Here is a 22,565-nt window from a genome sequence, read left to right as displayed (position 1 = left end):
CCAGGGGGTAGAACATTGCAGATAGACGTGGTGGATCAGCGAATCATTGCGCTGCTCGTCGCCGACGCCCGTGCGTCATACGCCGATATCGGACAGCGGGTTTCCCTGTCCGCCCCAGCAGTGAAACGGCGGGTTGATCGGCTTCGTGCGGCCGGAGTCATCCGCGGATTTACCGCCGTCGTTGACCCGGCCGCGGTCGGCTGGACCACCGAGGCGTTCGTCGAGCTGTTCTGCGCCGGTCGCACCACGCCACCGCAGATCGGTGTCGCCGCCCGCCGGCACCCCGAAGTCGTCGGGGCCTACACCGTCTCGGGTGAGGCGGACGCCCTCGTCCACCTGCGCGCCGCCGACATTGCCCACCTCGAGGCCGCACTGGAACGCCTGCGAGCGGAGTCCTTTGTGACCTCCACCCGCAGCACCATCGTGCTCTCCCGGCTCGTCGAGTCCCCCGGCGTCGGCCCGTCCCCCGATTGATCGCCGCAGCCGCTCCCACCCGTCCTGGGGCCCGCCACCGCCGTATCTATGGGGGCGAGCCCCGCCGCACGACAGCGAGCCGCTCGGGAACCGCGGGTCGGCCGGCGGCGTCGGAGGGGGCATGACATCGCGCCGTCCCACTCTTGTCGCGGGTACGCTGCTCGCGCTCCTCCTGCTCGCGGGCAGCGCCGCCGCGACCCGGTCACCGGCCCCGAAGATCCCACCAGCCGGCCCCGAGTCACCACTACGGCTGGTCTCCTTCGACTCCTGCGCCGATGCGCTGGCCGAACTGCGCGCCGCGACCACAGCCGAGGTCGGCCCGTGGGGGCTCGCCAACGGTGTGCCCCAGCAACGGGGCAGACTGGAATCGCAGGACGCCACCAGCGTCGCCGCCGAGTCGAAGCCGGCCGGGGAGCACTCACTCACCAATGCATACGAGCCCGGCGTTGACGAGCCGGACCTGGTCAAGACCGACGGGCGGCGAATCGTCACCATCAGCCAGGGCGTGCTCCGGGTCGTCAACCCCACCACCAACCAGTTCATCGGGCGGCTGGACCTCAACGATGGCCCCGACCAGCGCCACTGGGGCCAGCACGACCTGCTCCTGTACGGCGATCACGCGATGGTCCTCACCGACGCGGCACCGATGGTCCTGCCCGCGGCCGGCCTCGGTCACGAGGACATTGCCGTGCCGCGACCCGGATCGAACCCGCCCACCGCGACCCAGCTCCACCTGGTTGACCTGAGTGGCCCACCCCGGGTGATCAGCACCTACGAAATCAACGGTCGCACCCTTGACGCCCGACAGACCGAGAGCACGGTCCGGGTGGTGATCCAGTCCCACCCCCAGGTGACCTTCCCGGAGCAGCCCGCCACCGCCGACGAGGCGACCCGTCAGGAGGCGAACCGGGCCGCGGTGGCCGCTGCGGGCATCGAGGCGTGGCTGCCGGCCTATGAGTGGACGGCCGGAGCGGAGCACGGGAGCGGCCGAGTTGACTGCGACCGACTCAGCCGTCCGCAGACCGGCACCGGCTCCGCCGTGCTGACCGTGCTGAGCTTCGACCTCACCGCCGACCGGCTCACCGACGGCACCCCGGTCAGCGTGGCCGCCGACGCGGACACCGTCTACAGCACCGGCGACAGCCTCTACCTGGCGGGCCAGCGACGCCCGGCGGTATCGCCCGCTCCGGGCCGGTGGCCCGACCAGTTCGGCACCTCGGTCACCGACATCTACCAGTTCGACACCACCACCGCGGGCCGTCCCCAGTACGTCGCCGCCGGCGCAGTGCCCGGCCGGCTGATCAACCAGTACGCCCTGTCCCAGTGGCAGGGCCACCTACGCGTCGCCACGACCACCACGAGTCAACTCGCCAGCACGGGACAGGACGAGCGCAGCTCGGAGTCCGGCGTCCACGTGCTGCGTCGACAGGGCGGGGTGCTGACCCGGATCGGTGCGGTCACCGGCCTGGGCCCGGGGGAGCGGATCTATTCGGTGCGTTACCTCGGTGACACCGCTTACGTGGTGACGTTCCGGCGTACCGACCCGCTCTACGCGCTCGACCTGAGCGACCACGCTGCCCCCCGGGTCACCGGGGAGCTGAAGATCACCGGCTACTCGGCCTACCTACACCCGGTCGCGGACGGCCGGCTGCTCGGTATCGGTCAGGAGGCCGACCTCGATGGACGCGTACAGGGAGTCCAGGTCTCGCTCTTCGATGTCCGGGACCCGGCCCAACCACTCCGGTTGGACCGCTGGCACCGCCCGGACGCCTGGTCCGCCGCCGAGCACGACCCGCACGCCTTCCGGTACGACCCGAGCACCGGGCTACTCGCTGTCCCGGTCAACGCCGGCCTGCGTCTGTTGCGGGTCTCCGGGGACACCCTCACCGACCAGGGCGAGGTGACCCACCCGGCTGGTGGGCACATCACCCGTTCGCTACTCGTCGGCGACACCCTCTGGACGGTGTCGGATGCGGGCCTGCGGGCCACCGACCCGACGACCGGGCAGAGTCTGGCCTGGCTGCCAAATAGCTGATCAGCTCTGGCCCGGCGGGTGGGCCCGGCCGTTCGACGTTCCGGGCTCACCCGCCGCACCCAGCTCGACCGGCCAGTCGGCGGCCAACTGTTGGATCCGGGCCGCGGCGACGGTCGGCTCCGCGCCCCCGCCGACCGCGACCCCCACCAGGTAGGCGGCGACCGGGGCGCCGGGGCGCAACACCTGATGCGCCACCTCCCGCGTCAGGTCGAGCACTGCTGGCACCGGCACCCGAGCCGGGTCGAGGCCGAGCTCGGTACAGACCGCCGTCACCCAGTCGTCCATCGAAGTCATCGCACCCACTCCTCTGCCCGGCGTAAATCCTCGTCAGTGTCACAGTCAAACCATGGTGGGGGGCCATCTCCACGCCACGGCACCTCACGTACGGCCAGCCCGTGCAGCAGCACCCGCAGTGACGCCCCGGCCAGGGGGCGCTGGGTAACCAGCCGGGTGAACGCGGCCCGCAGCGGGGCGACCCGCCACACCCCACAGAGCGGCTGCCGCCGCCCGGTGTCGTCCACGAAACACACCCCGTCAATCCCGCCGGGACCCGCCGCCGGTTGGCCCCCGCCCCGCTCGCCGTCGAGCTGGTCCAGTAGTTCCCGGACCGCGTCCCGGGTGAACAGCGGCAGGTCGGCGGCGAGGAGAGCGACGAGGTCCACATCGGCGGGTATCCGGTCCAGCCCGGCCGCGGCAGCGGCGACCGGCCCCCCGCCCGGTGGCGACTCTCGGGTGATCAACACGTCGGCCGGCGCGCCGGCCGCTGGGCCCACCAGGATCCGCGGTGCGGCGTCGGCGACCGCGGCCAGCACCCGGTCCCGCATCGGACGGCCACCGACCGGCCGGGCCGGCTTGTCCACGCCGTCCATCCGTCGGGCCGCACCCCCGGCCAGCACCACCGCCGCGTACCTGCGCACCCGGCTAGGGTACCGGCCGAGCAGACAGGGCACGGCGGCGATCAGGTTCACGCCGGAGCGACGGGAGAACCGGGGGCGGTCGTTGGAGGCCATTCCGGCAGCCTGTTCACCGCCCCGACCGCCGTCAGCCCCCTGTGGACGACACGCGGTCTGTCCACAGCCACGGTGGGTAATTGGGCAGGTGGCGGCGACTTCTCGGCCTCCGCCGCCCTCGACCCGCCCCCACCCACTACCGTCCGACCCATGGATCTGGCGTATCTGCGGGCCCACCCGGAGCACCTGCCGACCTTCCGGACCCACCAACGGATCCGGGAGACGCCGGTCGCCGGCGGCAGTAGCTGCACCGCCGCCCGGCTCACCCTTGACGACGGGCATTCGATCTTCGCGAAGACCTGGGCCGAGTCGGCCACCGGAGACCAGCCGGGGCACTTCTTCGCCAGCGAGGCGGCCGGGCTGCGCTGGCTACAGGAGGCGGACGCGGTCGCCGTACCGGAGGTGATCGTGGCACTGCCCAACCTGCTGGCGCTGGAGTGGGTCGAGCCCGGCGAGCCCGACCCGGGGGCCGCCGAGCGGTTCGGCCGGGACCTGGCGACCCTGCACCGGGCCGGCGCCCCGGCCTTCGGCGCCGACTGGCCGGGCTTCATCGGCACGCTGCCGGCGGACAACACCCGGGACGAGGGCCCGTGGTCGCGGTGGTTCGTCGAGCGCCGGCTCCTGCCGTACCTGCGGATGTCGGTCGACAACGGCGCGCTCGGCCCGGCGGAGCGGAAGCTGGTCGAGCAGGTCACCGACCGGGCCGCCGCCCTCGGCGGCGACGAACCGCCGGCCCGGCTGCACGGTGATCTCTGGCCGGGCAACCTGCTCTGGGGCCGCGACGACCGGGCCTGGCTGGTCGATCCGGCAGCACACGGCGGCCACCGGGAGACCGACCTCGCGCAGCTCGCGCTCTTTGGTGGCGCACCGCACCTGGACCGGATCCGCGCCGCCTACGACGAGGCGTGGCCACTGGCCGACGGCTGGCCGGAGCGGATCCCACTGCACCAACTCCACCTGCTGCTGGTGCACACCGCACTCTTCGGTGCGACCTACCGCGAAGCGGTTGCCCACACCGCCCGAAGCGCCCTGCTCGCCTCGGGCGCGCTACCGTCAACAGGTGAACGCCGCCCGACCGACCGCTGGCGTCCTCGTTGACCGGCACGGCCGCGTCGCCCGAAGCCTGCGCGTCTCCCTGACCGACAAGTGCAACCTGCGCTGCACCTACTGCATGCCGGCCGAGGGGCTGCCCTGGCTCGCCGGGCCGCAGCTCCTCGACGACGACGAGGTGGTCCGGCTGATCGGGATCGCGGTGCGGCGCCTCGGTGTGACCGAGGTGCGGTTCACCGGTGGTGAGCCGCTGATCCGGCCCGGCCTGGTCGGCATCGTCGCGGCGGTCGCGGCGCTGGCCCCCCGGCCGCGCATCTCGCTGACCACCAACGGCATCGGTCTGGACCGGCTGGCGCCGGCCCTGCGCACCGCCGGCCTGGACCGGGTGAACGTCTCGCTGGACACCCTCGACCGGGAGCGGTTTGTCCGGCTGACCCGACGGGACCGACTGGATGCCGTGTTCGCTGGGTTGACCGGCGCCGCCAAGGCCGGGCTGACCCCCGTGAAGATCAACACCATCCTGATCCGCGGCATCAACGAGGACGAGGCGCCCGCACTGCTGCGCTTCGCCCTCGACAACCACTACGAGCTGCGCTTCATCGAACAGATGCCGCTGGATGCCCAGCACGGCTGGGACCGGTCGACCATGGTCACCGCCGACGAGATCCTCACCCTGCTGCGGGCCGAACACACCCTGGTCCCGGACCCAGCCCACCGGGGCGCGGCGCCGGCCGAGACCTGGCTGGTTGACGGCGGCCCGGCCCGGGTCGGCGTGATCGCCAGCGTCACCCGCCCCTTCTGCGGAGACTGCGACCGCACCCGGCTCACCACCGACGGCCAGGTCCGCGACTGCCTCTTTGCCACCACCGAGTCCGACCTGCGCGGAGCGCTCCGCGCCGGGGCCGACGACGACGAGATCGCCCGCCGCTGGCAGGCCGCGATGTGGGGTAAACGGGCGGGCCACGGCATCGACGACCCGGGGTTCCTGCAGCCCGACCGCTCGATGTCCGCGATAGGAGGCTGACATGTCCGACCGGCGGAGGACAACGACCGACGCCCGGCCCGACCGGATGACCAAGACCATCACGATCCGCTACTTCGCCGGGGCCCGGGCAGCGGCCGGATGCGCCGAGGAGCACCTGCCCGCCGGCCGGTCGCTGGACGCGGTCCTGACCGACATCGCCGACCGGCACGGCGAGCGGCTCGGCGCGGTACTGGGCGTTGCCAGTTTCCTGGTTGACGGAGTGAACTGGCACGATCGACGGGCACCGCTGCCCGCGGGCGCCACGATCGACGTTCTGCCCCCCTTCGCGGGTGGCTGAGGGAGGCACAGCCTTGTTAGCCGTACTGGGGTTCGTCGCCGCTCTGGCCCTCCTCACCGGCCTGGTCCACCTCTACCTGTGGAAGCGGTTGGTACGCGACACCACTCGACCGGGGCTCCCGCGACGCATCGGTGGCGTCACCATGCTGGTCCTCGCGGTGCTCGTCCCGGCCACGCTGATCACCACCCAAGCCGGGGCGTACTGGCTCGCCTGGCCGGGCTATCTCTGGGTCGCGGTCATGTTCTACCTGCTGCTCCTGCTGGCGGCCCTGGAACTGCCGATGCTGGTCGCCCGGCTGGTGCTGCGTCGCCGGGTAGCCGCCGCCGCGCCGACCGCCCCGGCACCAGAACCGGCCCTGGTGACGGCCGGCGGGTCGGTCGAACCGCCGGCCACCGCCCCGCCCGTCGGCGGGCAGCCGGACCACGATCCGTCCCGCCGGCTACTCCTCGCGCGCGGGGCGGCGATCTTCGCCGGGCTCACGGCTACCGGTCTGACCGGCTACGGCGTACGCACCGCCCTCGGCCCACCCCGGCTGGACCGGGTGCAGATCCCCCTGGCCCGGCTACCCCGGAGCATGGACGGTCTGCGCATCGCCACCGTCTCCGACATCCACCTCGGCCCGCTGCTCGGGCGCGCGCACACCGAGCGGATCGTGGCCGCCATCAACCGGATGGACGCCGACCTCGTCGCGGTCGTCGGCGACCTGGTGGACGGCTCCGTCGCCGAGCTGGGCGAGGCGGCAGCACCGCTGCGCGACCTGCAGTCCCGACACGGCAGCTACTTCGTCACCGGCAACCACGAGTACTACTCCGGTGTGGAGGAGTGGGTGCAGGAGCTGGACCGCCTCGGCCTGCGGGTCCTCCAGAACCACCGGGTGGAGATCAAGGCCCGGGGTGGGGTACTCGACCTGGCCGGGGTCAACGACGTCGAGGCAGCCGGCACCGGGGTGGCGGGCCCGCCGGACTACGCCGCCGCCCTCGGCGACCGGGACCCGAACCGACCAGTGGTACTCCTCGCCCACCAGCCGTACGCGGCGTTCGAGGCCGCCACCCACGGTGTTGACCTGCAGCTCTCCGGGCACACCCACGGTGGGCAGCTCGTACCCTTCAACTACCTGGTCGGGCTCGAGCAGCCGGTGGTCTCCGGCCTCGGCGAGATCAACGGCACCAAGGTGTACGTGACCAACGGTGCCGGCTTCTGGGGCCCCCCGGTCCGGGTGGGCGCCGAGCCGCAGATCACCCTCGTCGAGCTGCGTTCGGCATAGTGCAGCTCACGTGAGCGCGTGGCGGCGAGCGTAGGGCGCGGGCTTCATGGCAAGATGCGTCGTGCCTCCGATCAACGCCGCACCCCCCGGTGGCCTCCCGTCCTTCGTCGCGGACCTGCACATCCACTCGAAGTACTCACGGGCGTGCAGCCGTGATCTCACCCTGCCGAACCTCGCCTGGTGGGCTCGGCGTAAGGGCGTCGCCGTCCTCGGCACCGGCGATTTCACCCACCCTGCCTGGTATGACCACCTCCGGGAGACCCTGCACCCGGCGGAGCCGGGCCTGTACCGGCTCGCTCCGGAGGCCGAGCGGGAGATCGCGCGCCAGCTACCGCCGCGACTCGCTGACGAGGCGGAGCACACCCCGGTACGGTTCATGCTCAGCGTCGAGATCTCCACGATCTACAAACGCGGCGATCGGACGCGTAAGGTGCACCACCTGGTCTACCTACCGGACCTGGCGGCGGTGGCCCGGTTCAACACGGCGCTCGGGCGGATCGGCAACCTCGGCTCGGACGGCCGGCCGATCCTCGGTCTGGACTCCCGCGACCTGCTGGAGATCACCCTTACGGCGAGCCCGGACGGCTACCTCGTACCGGCGCACATCTGGACGCCGTGGTTCTCCGCCCTCGGCTCCAAGTCTGGCTTCGACGCGATCGCCGACTGCTACGCCGACCTGGCCGAACACATCTTCGCGGTGGAGACCGGCCTCTCCTCCGACCCGGAGATGAACTGGCGGGTCGGCAGCCTCGACCGCTATCGGCTGGTGTCGAACTCCGACGCCCACTCCCCGCCGGCGCTGGCCCGAGAGGCGACGGTCTTCGGCTCCGCCCGCAACTACTTCGCCATCCGGGAGGCGCTGCGGACCGGCGACGGGCTGGCCGGGACGATCGAGTTCTTCCCGGAAGAGGGGAAATACCACGCGGACGGCCACCGACTCTGCGGCGTCAACTGGGCACCGGAGCAGACCCGGGCGGCCGGCGGCCGCTGCCCGGAGTGCGGCAAGCCGCTCACCGTCGGGGTCCTCAACCGGGTGGAGGAGTTGGCCGACCGACCCGCGGGGCACCGGCCGGCGCACGCCCGGGACGTCACCCACCTGGTGCCGCTGGCCGAGCTCCTCGGTGAGATCAACACGGTGGGGCCGCGATCCAAGAAGGTCGCGGGCAAACTCAACGACCTGGTTGCCGCGCTCGGTCCGGAGCTGGAGATCCTCACCCGGACGCCGCTCCCGGAGATCGACCGGGTCGGCGGCGAACTCCTCGCCGAAGGCATCCGCCGGCTTCGCCGGGGTGAGGTCCGCCGGGTGCCGGGCTTCGACGGCGAGTACGGCGTGATCACCCTCTTCGACCCGACCGAACTCCGTTCCGGCGGGGGCGTGGCGGCGCAGGAGACGCTCTTCGACGTACCCGCCGTGCCGGCGCCGCGCCGACCCGCGGAGCCGACCCCGAAGTCGAAGGCTCGTCGCCCGGCGACGAAGCCGGAGCCGAGGCGGGTCAGCCCACCCTCGCCGCCGATCGCGCCACCCCCCTCGCCGCACGAGCCCTTCGAGCCGATGCTCTCCGGGATGGAGGAGGTCGGCACCGGCCTGCTCGACCGGCTGGACGCGATGCAGCGAGTGGCCGCGTCCGCGCCCGGCGGACCGCTGCTGATCGTGGCCGGTCCGGGCACCGGCAAGACCCGTACGCTGACGCATCGGATCGCGTACCTCTGCGCGGAGCTGAACGTCTTCCCGGAGCGCTGCCTGGCGATCACCTTCACCCGGCGCGCCGCCGAGGAGCTGCGGCACCGACTCGACGGGCTACTCGGGCCGGTCGCCGAGGACGTCACCGTCGGCACGTTCCACTCCGTCGGCCTACAGATCCTGCGGGAGAACCATGCGGTCGCCGGTCTGCCGGCGGACTTCCGGATCGCCGACGACGCGGACCGCGCCACCGCCCGGGACGAAGCCGGCGACGACCACGACACCTACCTGGCGCTCCTGCGCAAGCAGAACCTGATCGACCTCGACGAGTTGCTCACCCTGCCGCTGACCCTGCTGCGAGCCGATCGACGGCTGGCCGACTCCTATCGCGAGCGGTGGCAGTGGATCTTCGTTGACGAGTACCAGGACGTTGATGAGGTGCAGTACGAGCTACTCCGGTTACTCAGCCCCGCCGACGGGAACCTCTGCGCGATCGGTGACCCGGACCAGGCGATCTACTCCTTCCGGGGGGCCGATGTCCGCTACTTCCTGCGCTTCTCGCAGGACTTCACCGATGCCCGGCTGGTCCGGCTGAACCGCAACTACCGTTCGTCGGCACCGATCCTGGCCGCCGCGGTCCAGGCGATCGCCCCCTCGTCGCTGGTCCGGGGCCGCCGGCTGGACCCGGCCCGACTCGACCCGGAGGCCCCACTGCTCGGCCGGTACGCCGCCGCCTCCGTCGCCGACGAGGCCACCTTCGTCGCCCGTACGGTGGACGAGTTGGTCGGCGGGCTGTCGCACCGCTCGCTGGACTCGGGGCGGATCGACGGTGCCGCGACAACGCTCTCGTTCGCCGACATCGCGGTGCTCTACCGCACCGATGCGCAGGCCGCCCCGATCGTTGACGCGCTGTCCCGGGCGAACATCCCGGTGCAGAAGCGCTCTCATGACCGGCTCCGCGACCGCCCCGGCGTCGCCGAGATCGCCCGAGAGCTCCGGCACACCGACGGCGTCGACGGCGGTCTGCCGGCCCGGGTTCGGCGCGCCGGGCAGGTGGTCGCGCAACGGTTCGCCACCCCCACCCTCGACGGCTCGGGCACCGCCGGCCCGACCGACGTCCGGGTGGCGGTCGATCTGCTCACCCCACTGGCCCGGCGCTGCGGTGACGACCTGGAGCTGTTCCTGTCCCAGCTGGCGACGGGGGCGGAGGTGGACGCGCTCGACCCACGCGCGCAGGCGGTCACCCTGCTCACTCTGCACGCGGCCAAGGGGCTGGAGTTCCCGGTGGTTTTCCTGGTCGGTGCCGAGGACGGGCTGTTGCCACTGCGCTGGCCCGGTAGCGAGCCGGACGAGGACGCGGTCGCCGAGGAGCGACGGCTCTTCTTCGTGGGGGTGACCCGTGCGCAGGATCGGCTCTACCTCAGCCACGCCGCCCGGCGATTCCGGCACGGCACCGAGTACGATTGTCGACCCTCCCCATTCTTGTCCACGATAGATCCCGGCCTCTTCGAACGCCTCGGGGAACCGGAGTCCCGCCGTCCCAAGGACCGCCAGCTCCGCCTGATCTGAGATCGCACCCCCCACACCACCGTGGCAACGGCGGCGGGATCCCGAGTGTCCGGCCGCTCACACTCCCGCAGGAGGATGCGCATGCCGGACTACGAACCGCCGGCCGGCCACGGCGACGTGCCGTCCCCCGCTCGGCGTCGCGGACCGCTGGTCGCGATACTCGGCATCGTCGCAGTCGTGGCCCTCGGCAGCGTCGCAGTCGTGGCCCTCGGGGGCGGGGCCCTCGAGGGCGGGGCGGGTGTCCTCTGGTTCCGCGCCGGGGACGACGAGGCGCCGGCGACGTCCGGGCCCGGCCCCACCCCCACCGTCGCAGCCTCGGTCCCCTCGGCCGAGCCAGCTACGTCGGCGAGCCCAACACCCAGCGTCGCGGCCCCAGTTTCTTCCACCAACCCCCGCTTCGTCGAGGTCGGCCAGTGCGTCCGCAACGACGGACCGGCCGGCGGCACACCAGAGCTGCTGATCACCGAGTGCGGGCCGCAGACGTACGAGGTGCTGCTCCGCGTTGACGGCCCGACGACCGGTGAGGAGGACGCCGCGACGAAGTGCGCCTCCGTCGGCGGCTACACCAACTGGTTCTTCTTCGACAGTGACCTGGACACCCTCGACTTCGTGCTCTGCCTGAAAGAACGCTGAGCACCGAACCCCGGGGGACGACAACCAACGAGGCACCGGACGAAGGCATCGATTTACACACCTAGGACCGTCTAGCGTGAAAGCTAGATACCCCTAGATTTGACTCGACGTCGGAGTGCGCGACACGCCGGTAGCTCCATCTACCGAGATCTAGCCCTGTTGCTAGACAGCCCGATACTCTCCGATGCGTGGATCCGATCCGCAATCCCTACGCTCCGGGCGCCGGGCAACGCCCGCCCGAGTTGGCCGGGCGGGGGCGTGAGCTGGACGTCTTCGACATCGTGCTGGAGCGGATCGCGCGCGGCCGACCCGAGCGCAGCCTGATGCTCACCGGGCTGCGTGGAGTGGGCAAGACGGTGCTGCTCAACATGCTACGGTCGCAGGCCATCAACCGACTCTGGGGCAGCGGCAAGATCGAAATCCGGCCGGACCAGTCGCTGCGCCGTCCGATCTCGGCCGCCCTCCACATGGCCGTACGCGAGCTGGCCCCCCGACACCGCGCTCCAGACCGGATCGACGCCTTCCTCGGCGTCCTGAAGGCCTTCGCGCAACGGTCCACCCCGAGCGGTCGGGGCGGGGCCTCCCCGCGGCTGCGGGACCGGTGGCAACCCGGCATCGATGTCCCCGCCGCGAGTGGGCGGGCCGACTCCGGCGACATCGAGATCGACCTGGTGGAGCTGCTGACCGACGCCGCCGCGGTGGCTGCCGATGTCGGCACCGGCATCGCCGTCTTCATCGACGAGATGCAGGATCTCGCCCCGGAGGAGGTCTCCGCGCTCTGCGCCGCCTGCCATGAGCTGTCCCAACTCGGCGCGCCGCTGATCGTGGTCGGTGCCGGCCTGCCACACCTTCCGGCCGTCCTCAGCGCGGCGAAGTCGTACTCCGAACGGCTCTTTCGCTACCAGCGCATCGATCGACTCGACCGGATCGCCGCCGACCAGGCGCTCTGCGCGCCCGCTGAACGCGAGGAGATCGAGTACGAGCAGAAGGCGCTCGACCTGCTCTACGAGAATTCCGGCGGCTATCCCTACTTTGTCCAGGCGTACGGGAAGACGACCTGGGACCACGCCCCCCGCTCCCCGATCACCGCCGCCGATGTCCGGGTGGCGGCGCCGGATGCCGAGGCCGAGCTGGCGGTGGGCTTCTTCGGCTCCCGGTTCGAACGAGCCACTCCGGCCGAGCGCGAATACATGCGGGCGATGGCGACCCTCTCCCTGGTTGACGCTGCCGACGACGGGGCCCGGGACGACATGGACGCCGCCGTGCCGACCGCCGAGATCGCCCACGCGCTGGGGCGCAAGCCCGCCAGCCTCTCCCCAGCTCGAGACGCGTTGATCAAAAAGGGTCTGATCTACTCCGGCGAACGCGGCACAGTGGCGTTCACGGTGCCCCACTTCGGCCGCTACCTCCGCACCCAGCCAACGTAGCCCGATCGACTCACACCTTCGACCACGGCGGCGGAAAGATCACCTCACCGGGGGCGGGCGGTCCCGTGCCACCGCCGACCGAGGGCAACACCAGGGCCTGCCAGGGCTCGCCGAGCCCAGACCAGGGGCTGGTGAGGCCGAGCCGGTCGGCCCGACCGAACCCGAACCGCCGGTAGAAGGCCGGATCACCCAACACCACCACGAGACGCTCACCCAGCTCGGCGGCCGCGTCCAGGGCCGCCTGCACCACCGCGCTACCCAGCCCGATGCGCTGCCGGTGCGGGGCGACCGCCACCGGCCCGAGGGCGAGCGCGGCCACGTCGTCGTGGTCGGAGCGAACCCGCGCCCGGGTGAGCAACGCGTAGCCGACGACCTCACCCCCGTACTCGACCACCATGGCCAGTGCCGGCAGCCACTCCGCGCTGCCCCGCAGCTCGTCTACGAGGCCGACCTCCGGCGGGGTGGTGACATCGGGACGGGCGAACGCGCCAGCGAGGACCCGACGCACCGCACCGGTATCTGCCGGTTCCTCGGGCCGTAGCCGCATGGTGGTCACGCCGGGGACCTTACCCCCTCCGGCGCTGGCCCGTCCGGGACAGTCGCGCGATTCGGCGTGGCAGGCGAGCTGCGGCAACCAACCGGATCGGTCGGTTGCCGGGGTGACGGCGGGTCCGACAGGGTATGACTGACCCATGACACCCGTACGCTCCCTCGCCCGAGTCATGCTCAGTGGCATCCTCGTGGTCGAAGGGGCCCGCAGCCTCACCGCCCCGGGCCGGCTCGTCCCCGCCGCCACGCCGATGACCGACCGGGTCGAACCCCTGCTGCGACGCGCTGTTCCCGGCGTCCCCACCGATACCGAGACGCTGATCCGCGCCAATGGAGCCGTACAGTTCGGTGCCGGCCTACTGCTCGCCACCGGACGGCTCACCCGACCGGCGGCCTTGGTTCTGGCCGGCACTCTGGTGCCGGGTACTATCGCCGGGCATCCCTTCTGGACTGACGTGGATCCGGCGGTGCGGGTCAACAACCAACTCCACTTTCTGAAAAACCTCGGCCTCTTCGGTGGGCTCCTACTGGCCGCCGCGGACACCGAAGGGAAACCGGGGCTACGCTGGCGAGCCGGTCAGCGGCTCGGCCACTCCCGACGTCGGGTAACCCGGGCTGGCCGTACCGCCCGCCGGCAGGCCCGGATCGCCGTACGATCGGCAGCGACGGCTCGACGCTTTCCTGGCTGACCCGCGTCGATCCCCTCCCGTCGCACTCCGTCGGACGAAACAGCGAGTCCGACGTACCGCCCACCCGGCGTTCACCCGGTGGAAAAATCAGAAACCAGTGTGGGGTCGGACACGGTCCCATAGCGCGGGAGGCGAAACGTGAGGGACCGTTCTAGGCTCCGTAACGGACCAGGACGGCTAGGTCGATATTGGTACGGGGGTGGCCACTCAATGCCGACGATTCTCCGTCGGCGGATGCGTCGCCTCACCCCGGTTCGCCGCGTCCCGCGAGGGCTCGATCGCCGGACCGTCATCCGGATCGGAGTCGTGGCCGTCGTCGCATACGCCGCCTGGCTCGCCGTCGGCGAGTTCGGGCGACCGTACAACTTCTTCGACATGAAGATCTATCACGGCGCGGCGGTGTGGTGGGCGAACGGCCACGAGCTGTACGAGTTCATCGCCCCCGACACGACCCTCGGCTTCACCTACCCACCCTTCGCCGGGCTCGCCATGCTCCCGATGGCGCATCTTCCGGTCGGGCTGGCCGGGCTGGTAAACGCGGTGGCGAGCGTCGCCGCGCTGGCCGTGGTCCTCGCCGCACTGCTCCGCCCGATCGCCGACCGGCTCAACTATCCCCTGTGGTACGCGGTGGCGCTCGCGACGGTGCTCGCCGCCGCCCTCGAGCCGTCCCGGGAGACCATCGGCTACGGGCAGGTCAATCTACTGCTGTTCGCACTGGTCATGGCCGACCTGGTCGGCCTGCGCTGGCGATCCCGCCGGGGCACCCACGTCGCTCCCACCGACGGGCCGCTACTGCGCTTCGTCTACAGCGGCGCCTGGGCGGGCGTCGGCATCGGCCTCGCCACCGCGGTGAAGCTGACCCCCGCCCTCTTCATCGCCTACCTCATGATCACCCGTCAGTGGCGGGCGGCGACCACCGCCGTCGGCACCGTCCTGGCCGTGACGATCGGGTCGTTCGCCGTCGTCGGACCCGAGTCCCGGGCCTACTTCGGCGGGGTGCTCTGGCAGACCGAGCGGGTCGGTGCCGCCGACATGACCCCCAACCAGTCGCTCGCCGGCCTGCTCGCCCGCCTCCACGACTCGATCGAGACCCCGGGGCTGCTCTGGTTCACGTTCGCGATCCTGGTTCTCGCACTCGGTCTGTCCCGGGCCGCCAACGCACGGGCAGACGGCGACGAGCTGACGGCATTCACCCTGGTCGGGCTCACCACCAGTGTGATCAGCCCGATCTCCTGGACGCACCACCTCGTCTGGGTGATTCCCGCGATCATCGTGCTCGCCGACGCCGCCGTCCGCCGCCGGGACGCCAGCCGGGCGCTCGCCGCCCGGGCCGGCCTGGAGGGCCTACCCGGAGTCAACGGTCTGCGCCCCCCGATCTGGTACCCGACGCTGACCGGGCTCCGGCACGGGGCCGCCGCCCTGGCCCTCTATCTCCTCTTCCTCGTCTCGCCGATCTGGCCGTACGAGCACCAGCTACCCGAGGTGTCGCACTATCAGGACGGTCTCTTCGGTGCCCTGATGGAGAATTCGCTGGCCCTGGCGCTGATCGTGCTGGTCGCCGCGCTGCCCTGGCGCCCCGGGGCCGAGCCGGCCTTCTACGGCGAGCGTCCAGGCCGTCCCGTCCCGCTGGCCAGCCGCCGCTGACCGGCGACGGGTGACCGACAACGGGCGACCAACCGACGAACGCTGACCGACGAACGCTGTCGACGTCAGGGACAGTTCACCCACTCCTCGGTGCCGTCCGCGAACACCTGCCGCTTCCAGATCGGCAGCCGTGCCTTCACCTCGTCAACCAATCGGGCACAGGCGGCGAAGGCGGCGGCTCGGTGGGCGGTGCTGACCGCCGCCACCAGCGCCGCTTCGCCGATCTCCAGCGGCCCGACCCGGTGCGAGACGGCCACCGCGTACACCTCGGGGTCGGCGGCGATCTCGGCGGCGACCTCGCGCAGCACCCGCTCGGCACTCGGGTGCCCCTCATAGGTCAGCGCCACCACCGCCCGGCCGTGGTCGTGGTCCCGGACGACACCCTGGAACGACACCACCGCGCCAGCGGCCCGGTCGGCCACCGCGCCCTCGTGTGCGGCGAGATCCAGTGGCCGCTCGGTAACCTCGCCGAACGCCACGGTCGGGGCGGTCATGACCCGCGCTCCCCGGGCAGCAACGGCAGCGGCACGACCGACACCCGGTCGCCCGGCTCGCCGGACGCGCCGGGGCGGATCACCGCGAACCCGTCGGCTCCGGCCAGGCCGCGCAGCATCGCCGAGCCGACATGCCGGAGCGGGTGGGCGGTGCCGGTGACTCGATCCAGCCGGACCAACGCAAGGTGGGTGAAGGCGCCCCGCCCGGGGATCGGCTCGGCGAGCGCCGCCTGTGGAAGCTCCGGCATCGACCGGCCGGCGAGGCCGGCCAGCAGCGGCGCGACCAGCGACGCCAGGGCGAGGATCGCGGACTGCGGGTTACCGGGCAGCCCGGCGACGAAGCGTACCCGGCCGTCGGTGCCGACCACCCGGGCCAGCAGCATCGGGAAGCCGGGCCGCACGGCGACGGTGTTGACCACATACTCCGCTCCCAACGCCTCGAGTGCGGGGTGCAGGTGGTCCACCGGGCCGTGCATGGTGCCGCCGGTCGTGCAGACCAGGTCGGCGCGGGTGAGCGCATCACTGAGCGCCGCCACGTGCGCCGAGAGGGTGTCCGCCACCGGTCCGACCACGTCGGCGGGGCGCACCGCGCACCCGTACCGACGCAGCCACGCCGGCACGGCGGGACCGAGCGCGTCCCGGACCCGCCCCGCCCCGGGCGGCCCGGCCGTCAACAGTTCGTCCCCGAAGACCAGCAGCGCCGCACGCGGCTGCCGCCGTACACGCAGGGTGTCGTGTCCGCAGGAGGCGGCCAACCCGATCACCGCCGGGTCCACGGGCGTCCCGACCGGCAACAGCTCCTCTCCGGCGGCGGCCTCCTCCCCCGGCAGACGCCACTCGGGCGACGGACGCGGGGTGCCGGCCACCAACCCGTCCGGAGTACGGCTCGACTCCTCCACCCGCAACACAGCGGCGGCGCCGTCAGGAACCATCGCACCGGTGGCGATCTCGACGGTGGTGCCGTCCTCGGTCAGCGGCGCCGGGACCCCACCGGCCAGGACCCGGCCCACGATCCGCCACGGGCCGGCGCCACGCACCGCCCAGCCGTCCACACTGGTCGTGCGGAACGCCGGTAGGGGGGTCCGGGTGGCCAACGGCTCAGCCAGGGTGTGCCCGTCTAGGTCAACGAGCGGCCGACTCACCACCGGCAGCGCGGCAGCTCGACCCACCGCATACGCCCGGGAACGCGCCTCCTCCCAGCCCGCGGGTGGGGGCGGAGCGACGGGGTCGGCGGCTGCGGCTTCCATGCTCACCCGACGAGAGTATCGGGGCGTCCAATGGTGCGTTAGTTCGCGAACCGATCAGTGGTCCCCACCACGGAGTTGGTCAACAGCGTGGGCGAGGATCGGTCCGAGCACGGCCAGCCCGTCGCGGGCACCCCCGGTCGAGCCGGGGAGGTTCACCACCAGTGTCTGCCCCAGGACACCGGCGACTCCCCGGGACAGCACCGCGGTGGGCACGCGGTCCCGGCTGTACGCACGGATGGCCTCCGCGATGCCCGGGATCTCGTGGTCGAGCAGCGCCCGGGTCACCTCCGGGGTGCGGTCCGTCGGGTTGATGCCGGTGCCGCCACTGGTCACCACGACATCCACCCCCTCGGCGGCGGCAGCACTCAGCGCCGCGCCGACCGGGTCTCCGTCCGGGACCACGATGATCGGCCCGTCCACCGCACAGCCCAGCTCCCGCAGGCCGGCGACGAGCAGCGGGCCGCTGGTGTCCGGGTAGACACCGGCGGAGGCCCGGTTGGAGGCGACGACCACCCGCGCCCGGATCACAGCCGGTCCTCGGGGCGGACCCACTCACCGGACGCTCCGCCCTCCTTGCGCAGGACTCGGACCGCGTCCACCGTGGCCGCCGGGTCAACCGCCTTGACCATGTCGACGAGGGCCAGGCCGGCGACCGCGACGGCGGTGAGCGCCTCCATCTCGACGCCGGTGCGGTCAGCCGTCCGGGCGGTCGCGGTGATCTCGACGGTGTCGTCGGTGAGGGTCAGGTCGACGGTGACCCCGTGCAGGGCGATCGGGTGGCAGAGCGGAATCAGGTCCGGGGTCCGTTTCGCGCCCATGATCCCGGCGAGCCGGCCGACGGCGAGCGCATCCCCCTTGGGGAGCCCATCGCGGCGCAGGAGGTCGACGACCTCGCGGGTGGTCCGGAGCCGGCCGGCGGCGACGGCCAGCCGCCCGGTCACCGCCTTGGCGGAGACGTCAACCATGCGGGCTGCGCCTGCCGCGTCAACGTGGGTGAGCTGCGCGGAATCCGTCACGACGGCGAGTCTAGTCACTGCTGCGCCCAGCCCGGGCCGCCGGTTCGAGTGGGCTGCGGGACGGCGCCGCCCGATGGGGATTCGGTACGGTCGTCCGCCTTCCCGCCGGACGACGGCGGGCTACCACCGCGGCGTTCCCAGCCCGCCTGACCCGCCGCCGTTGATCTGCAAAACTGACCGCGTGACCAGCGCCGTTCCGGGCATACGCCGCGGGTGGCCCGCCCTGGACAACGCCGCCGGTGGCCTCGGCGTTGACCTTGCCCTCTACGCCGCCTCGGCCGGATTCGCCACACTCACCACCCTGACCTCCACCATCGCCCCGCACCGCGCGTGGGGCGGTGTCGCCACCGCCGGTTACCTCGTCGCCGCCGTCGCCGCCACCGCCCAGCTGCTGATCTGGCGGCGCCGCCCCGGATCCCCACTGACCGGGCTCTCCACCCGCTGGGTGGTCGCCGGGCTCGCCGCCACCACCACCGTGCTGCTGCCGGTGCTCTGGCAGAGCGTCGAACGGGCCCTCGGACGCACCGACCGGGCGCAGGAGGAGGTCATCGTCATTGAGGATTCTGGGCGGCGGCTGATCGAGACCGGCACCCCCTATCTCAGCCGCGAGGCGATCGCCGCGCTTCCCACCAGCGAGCAGCTCTTCGGCTACACCCCGTACCAACCGGGCATGGCCCTGTTCGGTCTGCCCCGCGCCATCGTCGACACCGCGTTGACCGACGCCCGGGTGTGGTTCGCGCTCGCCACCGTCGTCATCCTCGCGCTCGCCGGGCGCACGCTCTGGCGGGCCGGGGACCGCGACCCACACCGGCCCGGCGACGGCATCCTGCGCGGCGTACAGGCCGTCACAGTTTTGCCGGTCAGCGCGCTCACCCTCGCCACCGGCGGCGACGACCTGCCCGTTCTCGCGCTCTGCCTGCTTGCGCTCACCCTCGCCGCCGCCGGTCAACCGGGCCGGGCCGGAGCGGCCGTGGGGTTCGCCGCCGCCCTGAAGCTCTTCGCCTGGCCGGTCGCGGTGGTCCTGGCCGTCTGGGGCGCCACCCGGTCGTCCGGCCGGCGCGTCCTCGCCGGTGCCCTGGGGCTGCCGGTCATCGCCCTGCTGCCCGTCCTGCTGATCGACCACGACGCGTTGATCGAGAACGTGCTCCGCTTCCCGCTCGGCCAAGGCCTGGTCACCAGCCCGGCCCAGTCCCCGCTCCCCGGCCACCTGATCTCCACCGGGCTGCCCGCCGGGCGGATACTCGCCGGCGGACTGCTGCTCGCCGTCGGGCTGGCCTTCGCCCTGCGCCTCACCCGCCGCCCGCCGCGTACGGCCGCCGCCGCGTCGCTCATCTGCGGGTACGGGCTCCTCGTCGCGCTCCTGCTCATGCCCGCCAGCCGGTTCGGCTACCTGCTCTACCCCCTGGCCTTCCTGATCTGGGCCCCCGCACTCGCCCACCGGAATCCAGCAACCCGCCACGGAGCCGGCTCACACGGCGTACACCTGAGAGGTGACCACCTTTCGTGACCGCAGCGACGCGGGTCGGGCGCTCGCCGATCGGCTCACCGCGCTCGTCGGCGAACCCGATGTCATCGTGCTTGCTCTGGTGCGCGGCGGCGTGCCCGTGGCCGAGGTGATCGCCCGCCGGCTCGAGGCCCCGCTCGACGTGATCACCGTCCGCAAGCTCGGCCTTCCCGGGGCGCCCGAGGTCGCGTTCGGCGCGATCGGTCCCGGTGGGGCCCAGGTGCTCAACGAGCGGATCGCCAGCCGGCTCAGCCCGGCGGAGATCGCCGACGTGGACCGCCAGGAGCGGGCCGAGTTGGACCGCCGGGAGCGGCTCTACCGGGCCGACCGCCCGCCACTGGACCTCACCGACCGCACCGCCCTGATCGTTGACGACGGCCTCGCCACCGGCGCCACCGCTCGCGCCGCGGTCCAGGTCGCCCGCCACCTCGGTGCCCGACGGGTGGTGGCGGCTGCCCCGGTCGGCTCGCAGGAGGCGTACGAGTTGCTCTCCGCCGAGGCCGACCAGGTTGTCTGCCCGCAGCACCCGGCCGAGTTCACCGCGGTCAGCGCCTACTACGACGACTTCCACGAGGTCCCCGACGACGAAGTGACCGCCACGTTGACCGCGACCGCCTAGGTCAACCAGGTACGGTCGGATGATGAGCCTCACCTGTCCCAAGTGTCACGGCGAGATGCGCCAGTACGAGCGCAGTGGCGTCGTCATCGATCAGTGCAGCGAGTGCCGGGGGATCTTCCTCGACCGCGGCGAGTTGGAGAAGCTGTTCGAGGCGGAGGCTAACTGGAACCGGCAGCAGGCCGCTCCGGCACCCGCCCAGCCCAGCCAGCCCGGCGGATACCCGCCGCCCCCGCCTCCGCCGCAGCAGCCCGGCTACGGCACCGTGCCGCCCCCACCGCCGCCCGCGCACGGCTACCCCCCGGCTCCGGCCCCGGCCTACGGCAGCCACGGCCAGCACTACGGCTACCACGGGCACTACCGGCGGAAGCGGCACAAGGGCTTCCTGGGCGACCTGCTCGGCTGAGCGCCGCTCCGGCGCGTCCGGAAGGAACCCACCGCGGCAGCGCGGGGCGGGACCTTCCGGACGCTCAGCGGTCAGCCGGCTGGCTCACCCGATCGCAGCTCCACTCACCCGGTCGCCGGGGTCGACTCACACGATCGCCATGTCCACGAAGCGCGACAGGTGGAGCTGCGCTGCCACCGTCACCGTGTCGGTCGGCCCGTTCCGGTGCTTGGCCACGACGAAGTCCGCCTCCCCGGCCCGCGGCGACTCCTTGTCGTAGTAGTCGTCGCGGTGCAGCAGGATGACGACGTCGGCGTCCTGCTCGATGGAGCCGGACTCCCGCAGGTCGGAGAGCTGGGGCCGCTTGTCGGTCCGCTGTTCGGGGCCACGGTTTAGCTGGCTGACCGCGATGACCGGGCACTCGACCTCCTTCGCGAGAAGCTTGAGGCCACGGGACAGGTCGGCGACCTCCTGCTGCCGGCTCTCCGTACGCTTCGGCGAGGTCATCAGCTGGAGGTAGTCGACGACGATGAGCTTCAGGTCGTGTCGCTGTTTGAGACGCCGCGCCTTGGCCCGGATCTCCATCAGGTTCATGCTCGGCGTGTCGTCCACGAAGAGCGGCGCCTCGCTGATCTCGCCCATACAGCGGGCGAGCTTCGTCCAGTCGTCGTCGGAGAGCTGCCCGCTGCGCAGCACGTGCAGGGGCACCCGGGCCTCGGCCGAGAGAAGTCGCATGACGATCTCGACCTTGCTCATCTCCAGCGAGAAGATCGCCGAAGCCTGGTTGGCGCGAATCGCGGCATTCCGCGCGAAGTCCATGCTCGCCGTGGACTTCCCCAGGCCGGGCCGCCCGGCGACGATGATGAGCTGGCCGGCCTGCAGGCCGTTGAGGAGGCGGTCGAGGTCGGTGAAGCCGGTGGGAACGCCGGTCATCATGCCGTGCTGGGCGCCAACCGCCTCGATCTCGTCGAGCGTGGGCTGGAGCATGTCGGCGAGGATCGCGAAGTCCTCGCTGACCCGCCGCTCGGTGACGTCGTAGACGGCCTGCTGGGCGAGGTCAACGACGTCATCCACGTCCCGGCTGCCGCTGGCGGCGGTGCCGAAACCGAGCTGCACGATCCTGGTGCCGGCCTCGACCAGCCGCCGGAGCACGGCCCGCTCGCTGACGATCCGGGCGTAGTAGGCGGCGTTGGCCGCGGTGGGCACGCTGGCGATCAGGGTATGCAGGTATGGTGCGCCCCCGATGCGGACCAGGTCACCGGAGTCGGCCAGGGCCGCCGCGACCGTGATCGAGTCAGCGGGCTCGCCCCGGCCGTAGATCTCGAGAATCGTGTCGAAGACGGTGGCGTGGACCGGTCGGTAGAAGTCGTTGCTCTTGAGAATCTCGACGACGTCGGCGATCGCGTCCTTGGAGAGGAGCATCCCGCCCAGCACGCACTGCTCGGCGGCGATGTCCTGCGGTGGGGTCTTCTCGAACTGGCCGTCCCGCTGCACCGGCACCGATGTCGGCCCGCCAGCACGCGGTTCGGCTGGCATCTCGTCGGCGACCGACACGGCTCCCCCTTCACACCGTCAACTCATCGTCCCAGCTTCACCGCGGAGTCACGGCCTTCTCGACCCGCAGGGCGATCGGGGGCCATCGTGCGGCGGGTCGGGTGGCAACCATACGGAAGACCAGGAGGGTGCCTCAACAGCAGCGGTGGACGAGTCTCGGGACAACCTGTGGATAGCAGGGGGTAGGCATGTGTGCAGCTTGTGCACATGCCTGTGGATAACTGTGGAGAGCTTCCCTCCGACACCGGGCTGAGCTGGAACGATGGCATCCACACCCTGTGGATAAAAAGAAACCGGGAAGCTACCTTGCCGACCACCGACGGCCGGATCGCGCCCGTCCGGATACAGGTCGCGCCCGGACACAGGTCGGGCCCGCGCCGTGTACGGCGCGGGCCCGACCGA

Annotated in this window: 22 protein-coding genes; 14 read left to right on the top strand and 8 right to left on the bottom strand. The window is 72.0% G+C overall.

Annotated elements, in window-relative coordinates; genetic code table 11:
* Positions 1 to 15: 15 nt before the first annotated feature.
* The gene (locus tag SALPAC6_RS0119250; protein WP_026189852.1) at positions 16 to 474 is read left to right on the top strand and encodes an Lrp/AsnC family transcriptional regulator; all 459 of its coding nucleotides are present in this window, start codon (positions 16 to 18) and stop codon (positions 472 to 474) included.
* Between the two features lie 121 nt (positions 475 to 595).
* Positions 596 to 2,509 (top strand): beta-propeller domain-containing protein, encoded by a 1,914-nt coding sequence (locus SALPAC6_RS0119245; protein ID WP_018254981.1) that lies wholly within the window; start codon positions 596 to 598, stop codon positions 2,507 to 2,509.
* Here the strand turns inward: SALPAC6_RS0119245 and SALPAC6_RS0119240 are convergent, their stop codons facing one another.
* Positions 2,510 to 2,803, bottom strand: a complete 294-nt coding sequence (locus SALPAC6_RS0119240) for a DUF6457 domain-containing protein (protein ID WP_018254980.1) — start codon at positions 2,801 to 2,803, stop codon at positions 2,510 to 2,512.
* Positions 2,800 to 3,519 carry a molybdenum cofactor guanylyltransferase gene (gene mobA / locus SALPAC6_RS0119235; RefSeq protein ID WP_018254979.1) on the bottom strand — a complete coding sequence of 240 codons (720 nt, stop codon included), beginning with the start codon at positions 3,517 to 3,519 and terminating at the stop codon, positions 2,800 to 2,802. Before mobA ends, SALPAC6_RS0119240 begins: the two co-directional genes overlap by 4 nt.
* 150 nt (positions 3,520 to 3,669) lie before the next feature.
* On the opposite strand from mobA, the gene SALPAC6_RS0119230 reads away from it, so the two are divergent.
* From SALPAC6_RS0119230 to SALPAC6_RS0119200, 7 genes are all read left to right on the top strand, one after another.
* Positions 3,670 to 4,617 carry a fructosamine kinase family protein gene (locus SALPAC6_RS0119230; protein WP_018254978.1) on the top strand — a complete coding sequence of 316 codons (948 nt, stop codon included), beginning with the start codon at positions 3,670 to 3,672 and terminating at the stop codon, positions 4,615 to 4,617.
* Positions 4,580 to 5,593 (top strand): GTP 3',8-cyclase MoaA, encoded by a 1,014-nt coding sequence (moaA, locus tag SALPAC6_RS0119225; RefSeq protein WP_018254977.1) that lies wholly within the window; start codon positions 4,580 to 4,582, stop codon positions 5,591 to 5,593. Before SALPAC6_RS0119230 ends, moaA begins: the two co-directional genes overlap by 38 nt.
* A 1-nt stretch (position 5,594) precedes the next feature.
* Positions 5,595 to 5,891 carry a MoaD/ThiS family protein gene (locus SALPAC6_RS0119220; RefSeq protein ID WP_018254976.1) on the top strand — a complete coding sequence of 99 codons (297 nt, stop codon included), beginning with the start codon at positions 5,595 to 5,597 and terminating at the stop codon, positions 5,889 to 5,891.
* Positions 5,892 to 5,904: 13 nt separating this feature from the next.
* Positions 5,905 to 7,155: a metallophosphoesterase gene (locus SALPAC6_RS0119215; protein WP_018254975.1), complete on the top strand. Its 1,251-nt coding sequence runs from the start codon at positions 5,905 to 5,907 to the stop codon at positions 7,153 to 7,155.
* Positions 7,156 to 7,216: 61 nt separating this feature from the next.
* The gene (locus SALPAC6_RS0119210; protein ID WP_018254974.1) at positions 7,217 to 10,405 is read left to right on the top strand and encodes a UvrD-helicase domain-containing protein; all 3,189 of its coding nucleotides are present in this window, start codon (positions 7,217 to 7,219) and stop codon (positions 10,403 to 10,405) included.
* An 81-nt stretch (positions 10,406 to 10,486) separates the two neighbouring features.
* On the top strand, positions 10,487 to 11,038 hold the full coding sequence (locus tag SALPAC6_RS0119205) for an LppU/SCO3897 family protein (RefSeq protein WP_018254973.1): 552 nt from the start codon (positions 10,487 to 10,489) through the stop codon (positions 11,036 to 11,038).
* Between the two features lie 188 nt (positions 11,039 to 11,226).
* Positions 11,227 to 12,465, top strand: coding sequence for an ATP-binding protein (locus SALPAC6_RS0119200; protein WP_018254972.1), 1,239 nt, complete (start codon positions 11,227 to 11,229; stop codon positions 12,463 to 12,465).
* A gap of 10 nt (positions 12,466 to 12,475) precedes the next feature.
* Here SALPAC6_RS0119200 and SALPAC6_RS0119195 read toward each other — a convergent pair whose 3' ends face one another.
* The gene (locus SALPAC6_RS0119195) at positions 12,476 to 13,012 is read right to left on the bottom strand and encodes a GNAT family N-acetyltransferase (protein WP_033666461.1); all 537 of its coding nucleotides are present in this window, start codon (positions 13,010 to 13,012) and stop codon (positions 12,476 to 12,478) included.
* Positions 13,013 to 13,157: 145 nt separating this feature from the next.
* On the opposite strand from SALPAC6_RS0119195, the gene SALPAC6_RS0119190 reads away from it, so the two are divergent.
* Both SALPAC6_RS0119190 and SALPAC6_RS0119185 read left to right on the top strand, forming a co-directional pair.
* Positions 13,158 to 13,703: a DoxX family protein gene (locus SALPAC6_RS0119190; RefSeq protein WP_018254970.1), complete on the top strand. Its 546-nt coding sequence runs from the start codon at positions 13,158 to 13,160 to the stop codon at positions 13,701 to 13,703.
* Between the two features lie 210 nt (positions 13,704 to 13,913).
* Positions 13,914 to 15,347 (top strand): glycosyltransferase 87 family protein, encoded by a 1,434-nt coding sequence (locus tag SALPAC6_RS0119185; protein WP_018254969.1) that lies wholly within the window; start codon positions 13,914 to 13,916, stop codon positions 15,345 to 15,347.
* Positions 15,348 to 15,412: 65 nt separating this feature from the next.
* Here SALPAC6_RS0119185 and SALPAC6_RS0119180 read toward each other — a convergent pair whose 3' ends face one another.
* From SALPAC6_RS0119180 to moaC, 4 genes are read right to left on the bottom strand one after another with little or no spacing between them, the layout of a single operon-like run.
* Positions 15,413 to 15,841 (bottom strand): molybdenum cofactor biosynthesis protein MoaE, encoded by a 429-nt coding sequence (locus SALPAC6_RS0119180; protein WP_018254968.1) that lies wholly within the window; start codon positions 15,839 to 15,841, stop codon positions 15,413 to 15,415.
* Complete coding sequence (locus SALPAC6_RS0119175; RefSeq protein WP_026189850.1) at positions 15,838 to 17,088, bottom strand: molybdopterin molybdotransferase MoeA; 1,251 nt, start codon at positions 17,086 to 17,088, stop codon at positions 15,838 to 15,840. Before SALPAC6_RS0119175 ends, SALPAC6_RS0119180 begins: the two co-directional genes overlap by 4 nt.
* Positions 17,089 to 17,142: 54 nt before the next feature.
* On the bottom strand, positions 17,143 to 17,616 hold the full coding sequence (locus SALPAC6_RS0119170; protein ID WP_018254966.1) for a MogA/MoaB family molybdenum cofactor biosynthesis protein: 474 nt from the start codon (positions 17,614 to 17,616) through the stop codon (positions 17,143 to 17,145).
* Complete coding sequence (gene moaC / locus SALPAC6_RS0119165) at positions 17,613 to 18,104, bottom strand: cyclic pyranopterin monophosphate synthase MoaC (RefSeq protein ID WP_026189849.1); 492 nt, start codon at positions 18,102 to 18,104, stop codon at positions 17,613 to 17,615. The genes SALPAC6_RS0119170 and moaC overlap by 4 nt, the downstream gene beginning before the upstream one ends.
* A 181-nt stretch (positions 18,105 to 18,285) precedes the next feature.
* On the opposite strand from moaC, the gene SALPAC6_RS0119160 reads away from it, so the two are divergent.
* From SALPAC6_RS0119160 to SALPAC6_RS0119150, 3 genes are read left to right on the top strand one after another with little or no spacing between them, the layout of a single operon-like run.
* Positions 18,286 to 19,611, top strand: coding sequence for a glycosyltransferase family 87 protein (locus SALPAC6_RS0119160; protein WP_018254964.1), 1,326 nt, complete (start codon positions 18,286 to 18,288; stop codon positions 19,609 to 19,611).
* Complete coding sequence (locus SALPAC6_RS0119155) at positions 19,595 to 20,227, top strand: phosphoribosyltransferase (RefSeq protein ID WP_018254963.1); 633 nt, start codon at positions 19,595 to 19,597, stop codon at positions 20,225 to 20,227. Before SALPAC6_RS0119160 ends, SALPAC6_RS0119155 begins: the two co-directional genes overlap by 17 nt.
* A 19-nt stretch (positions 20,228 to 20,246) precedes the next feature.
* A complete protein-coding gene (locus SALPAC6_RS0119150; RefSeq protein ID WP_026189848.1) occupies positions 20,247 to 20,630 on the top strand; it encodes a TFIIB-type zinc ribbon-containing protein in 384 nt (127 codons plus the stop codon).
* Between the two features lie 126 nt (positions 20,631 to 20,756).
* Here the strand turns inward: SALPAC6_RS0119150 and dnaB are convergent, their stop codons facing one another.
* Positions 20,757 to 22,163: a replicative DNA helicase gene (dnaB, locus tag SALPAC6_RS0119145; RefSeq protein WP_018254961.1), complete on the bottom strand. Its 1,407-nt coding sequence runs from the start codon at positions 22,161 to 22,163 to the stop codon at positions 20,757 to 20,759.
* Positions 22,164 to 22,565 lie beyond the last annotated feature (402 nt).

This window comes from Salinispora mooreana (assembly GCF_000379065.1).
GTDB classification, from domain to species: domain Bacteria; phylum Actinomycetota; class Actinomycetes; order Mycobacteriales; family Micromonosporaceae; genus Micromonospora; species Micromonospora mooreana.
This window is presented reverse-complemented; position numbering and strand designations above follow the sequence as displayed.

Coding starts and splice junctions, on each gene's coding strand:
- SALPAC6_RS0119245 (WP_018254981.1), top strand. CDS start 596: ATGACATCGCGCCGTCCCACTCTTGTCGCGGGTACGCTGCTCGCGCTC.
- SALPAC6_RS0119240 (WP_018254980.1), bottom strand. CDS start 2,803: ATGACTTCGATGGACGACTGGGTGACGGCGGTCTGTACCGAGCTCGGC.
- mobA (WP_018254979.1), bottom strand. CDS start 3,519: ATGGCCTCCAACGACCGCCCCCGGTTCTCCCGTCGCTCCGGCGTGAAC.
- SALPAC6_RS0119230 (WP_018254978.1), top strand. CDS start 3,670: ATGGATCTGGCGTATCTGCGGGCCCACCCGGAGCACCTGCCGACCTTC.
- SALPAC6_RS0119220 (WP_018254976.1), top strand. CDS start 5,595: ATGTCCGACCGGCGGAGGACAACGACCGACGCCCGGCCCGACCGGATG.
- SALPAC6_RS0119205 (WP_018254973.1), top strand. CDS start 10,487: ATGCCGGACTACGAACCGCCGGCCGGCCACGGCGACGTGCCGTCCCCC.
- SALPAC6_RS0119195 (WP_033666461.1), bottom strand. CDS start 13,012: ATGCGGCTACGGCCCGAGGAACCGGCAGATACCGGTGCGGTGCGTCGG.
- SALPAC6_RS0119190 (WP_018254970.1), top strand. CDS start 13,158: ATGACACCCGTACGCTCCCTCGCCCGAGTCATGCTCAGTGGCATCCTC.
- SALPAC6_RS0119185 (WP_018254969.1), top strand. CDS start 13,914: ATGCCGACGATTCTCCGTCGGCGGATGCGTCGCCTCACCCCGGTTCGC.
- SALPAC6_RS0119180 (WP_018254968.1), bottom strand. CDS start 15,841: ATGACCGCCCCGACCGTGGCGTTCGGCGAGGTTACCGAGCGGCCACTG.
- SALPAC6_RS0119175 (WP_026189850.1), bottom strand. CDS start 17,088: ATGGAAGCCGCAGCCGCCGACCCCGTCGCTCCGCCCCCACCCGCGGGC.
- SALPAC6_RS0119150 (WP_026189848.1), top strand. CDS start 20,247: ATGATGAGCCTCACCTGTCCCAAGTGTCACGGCGAGATGCGCCAGTAC.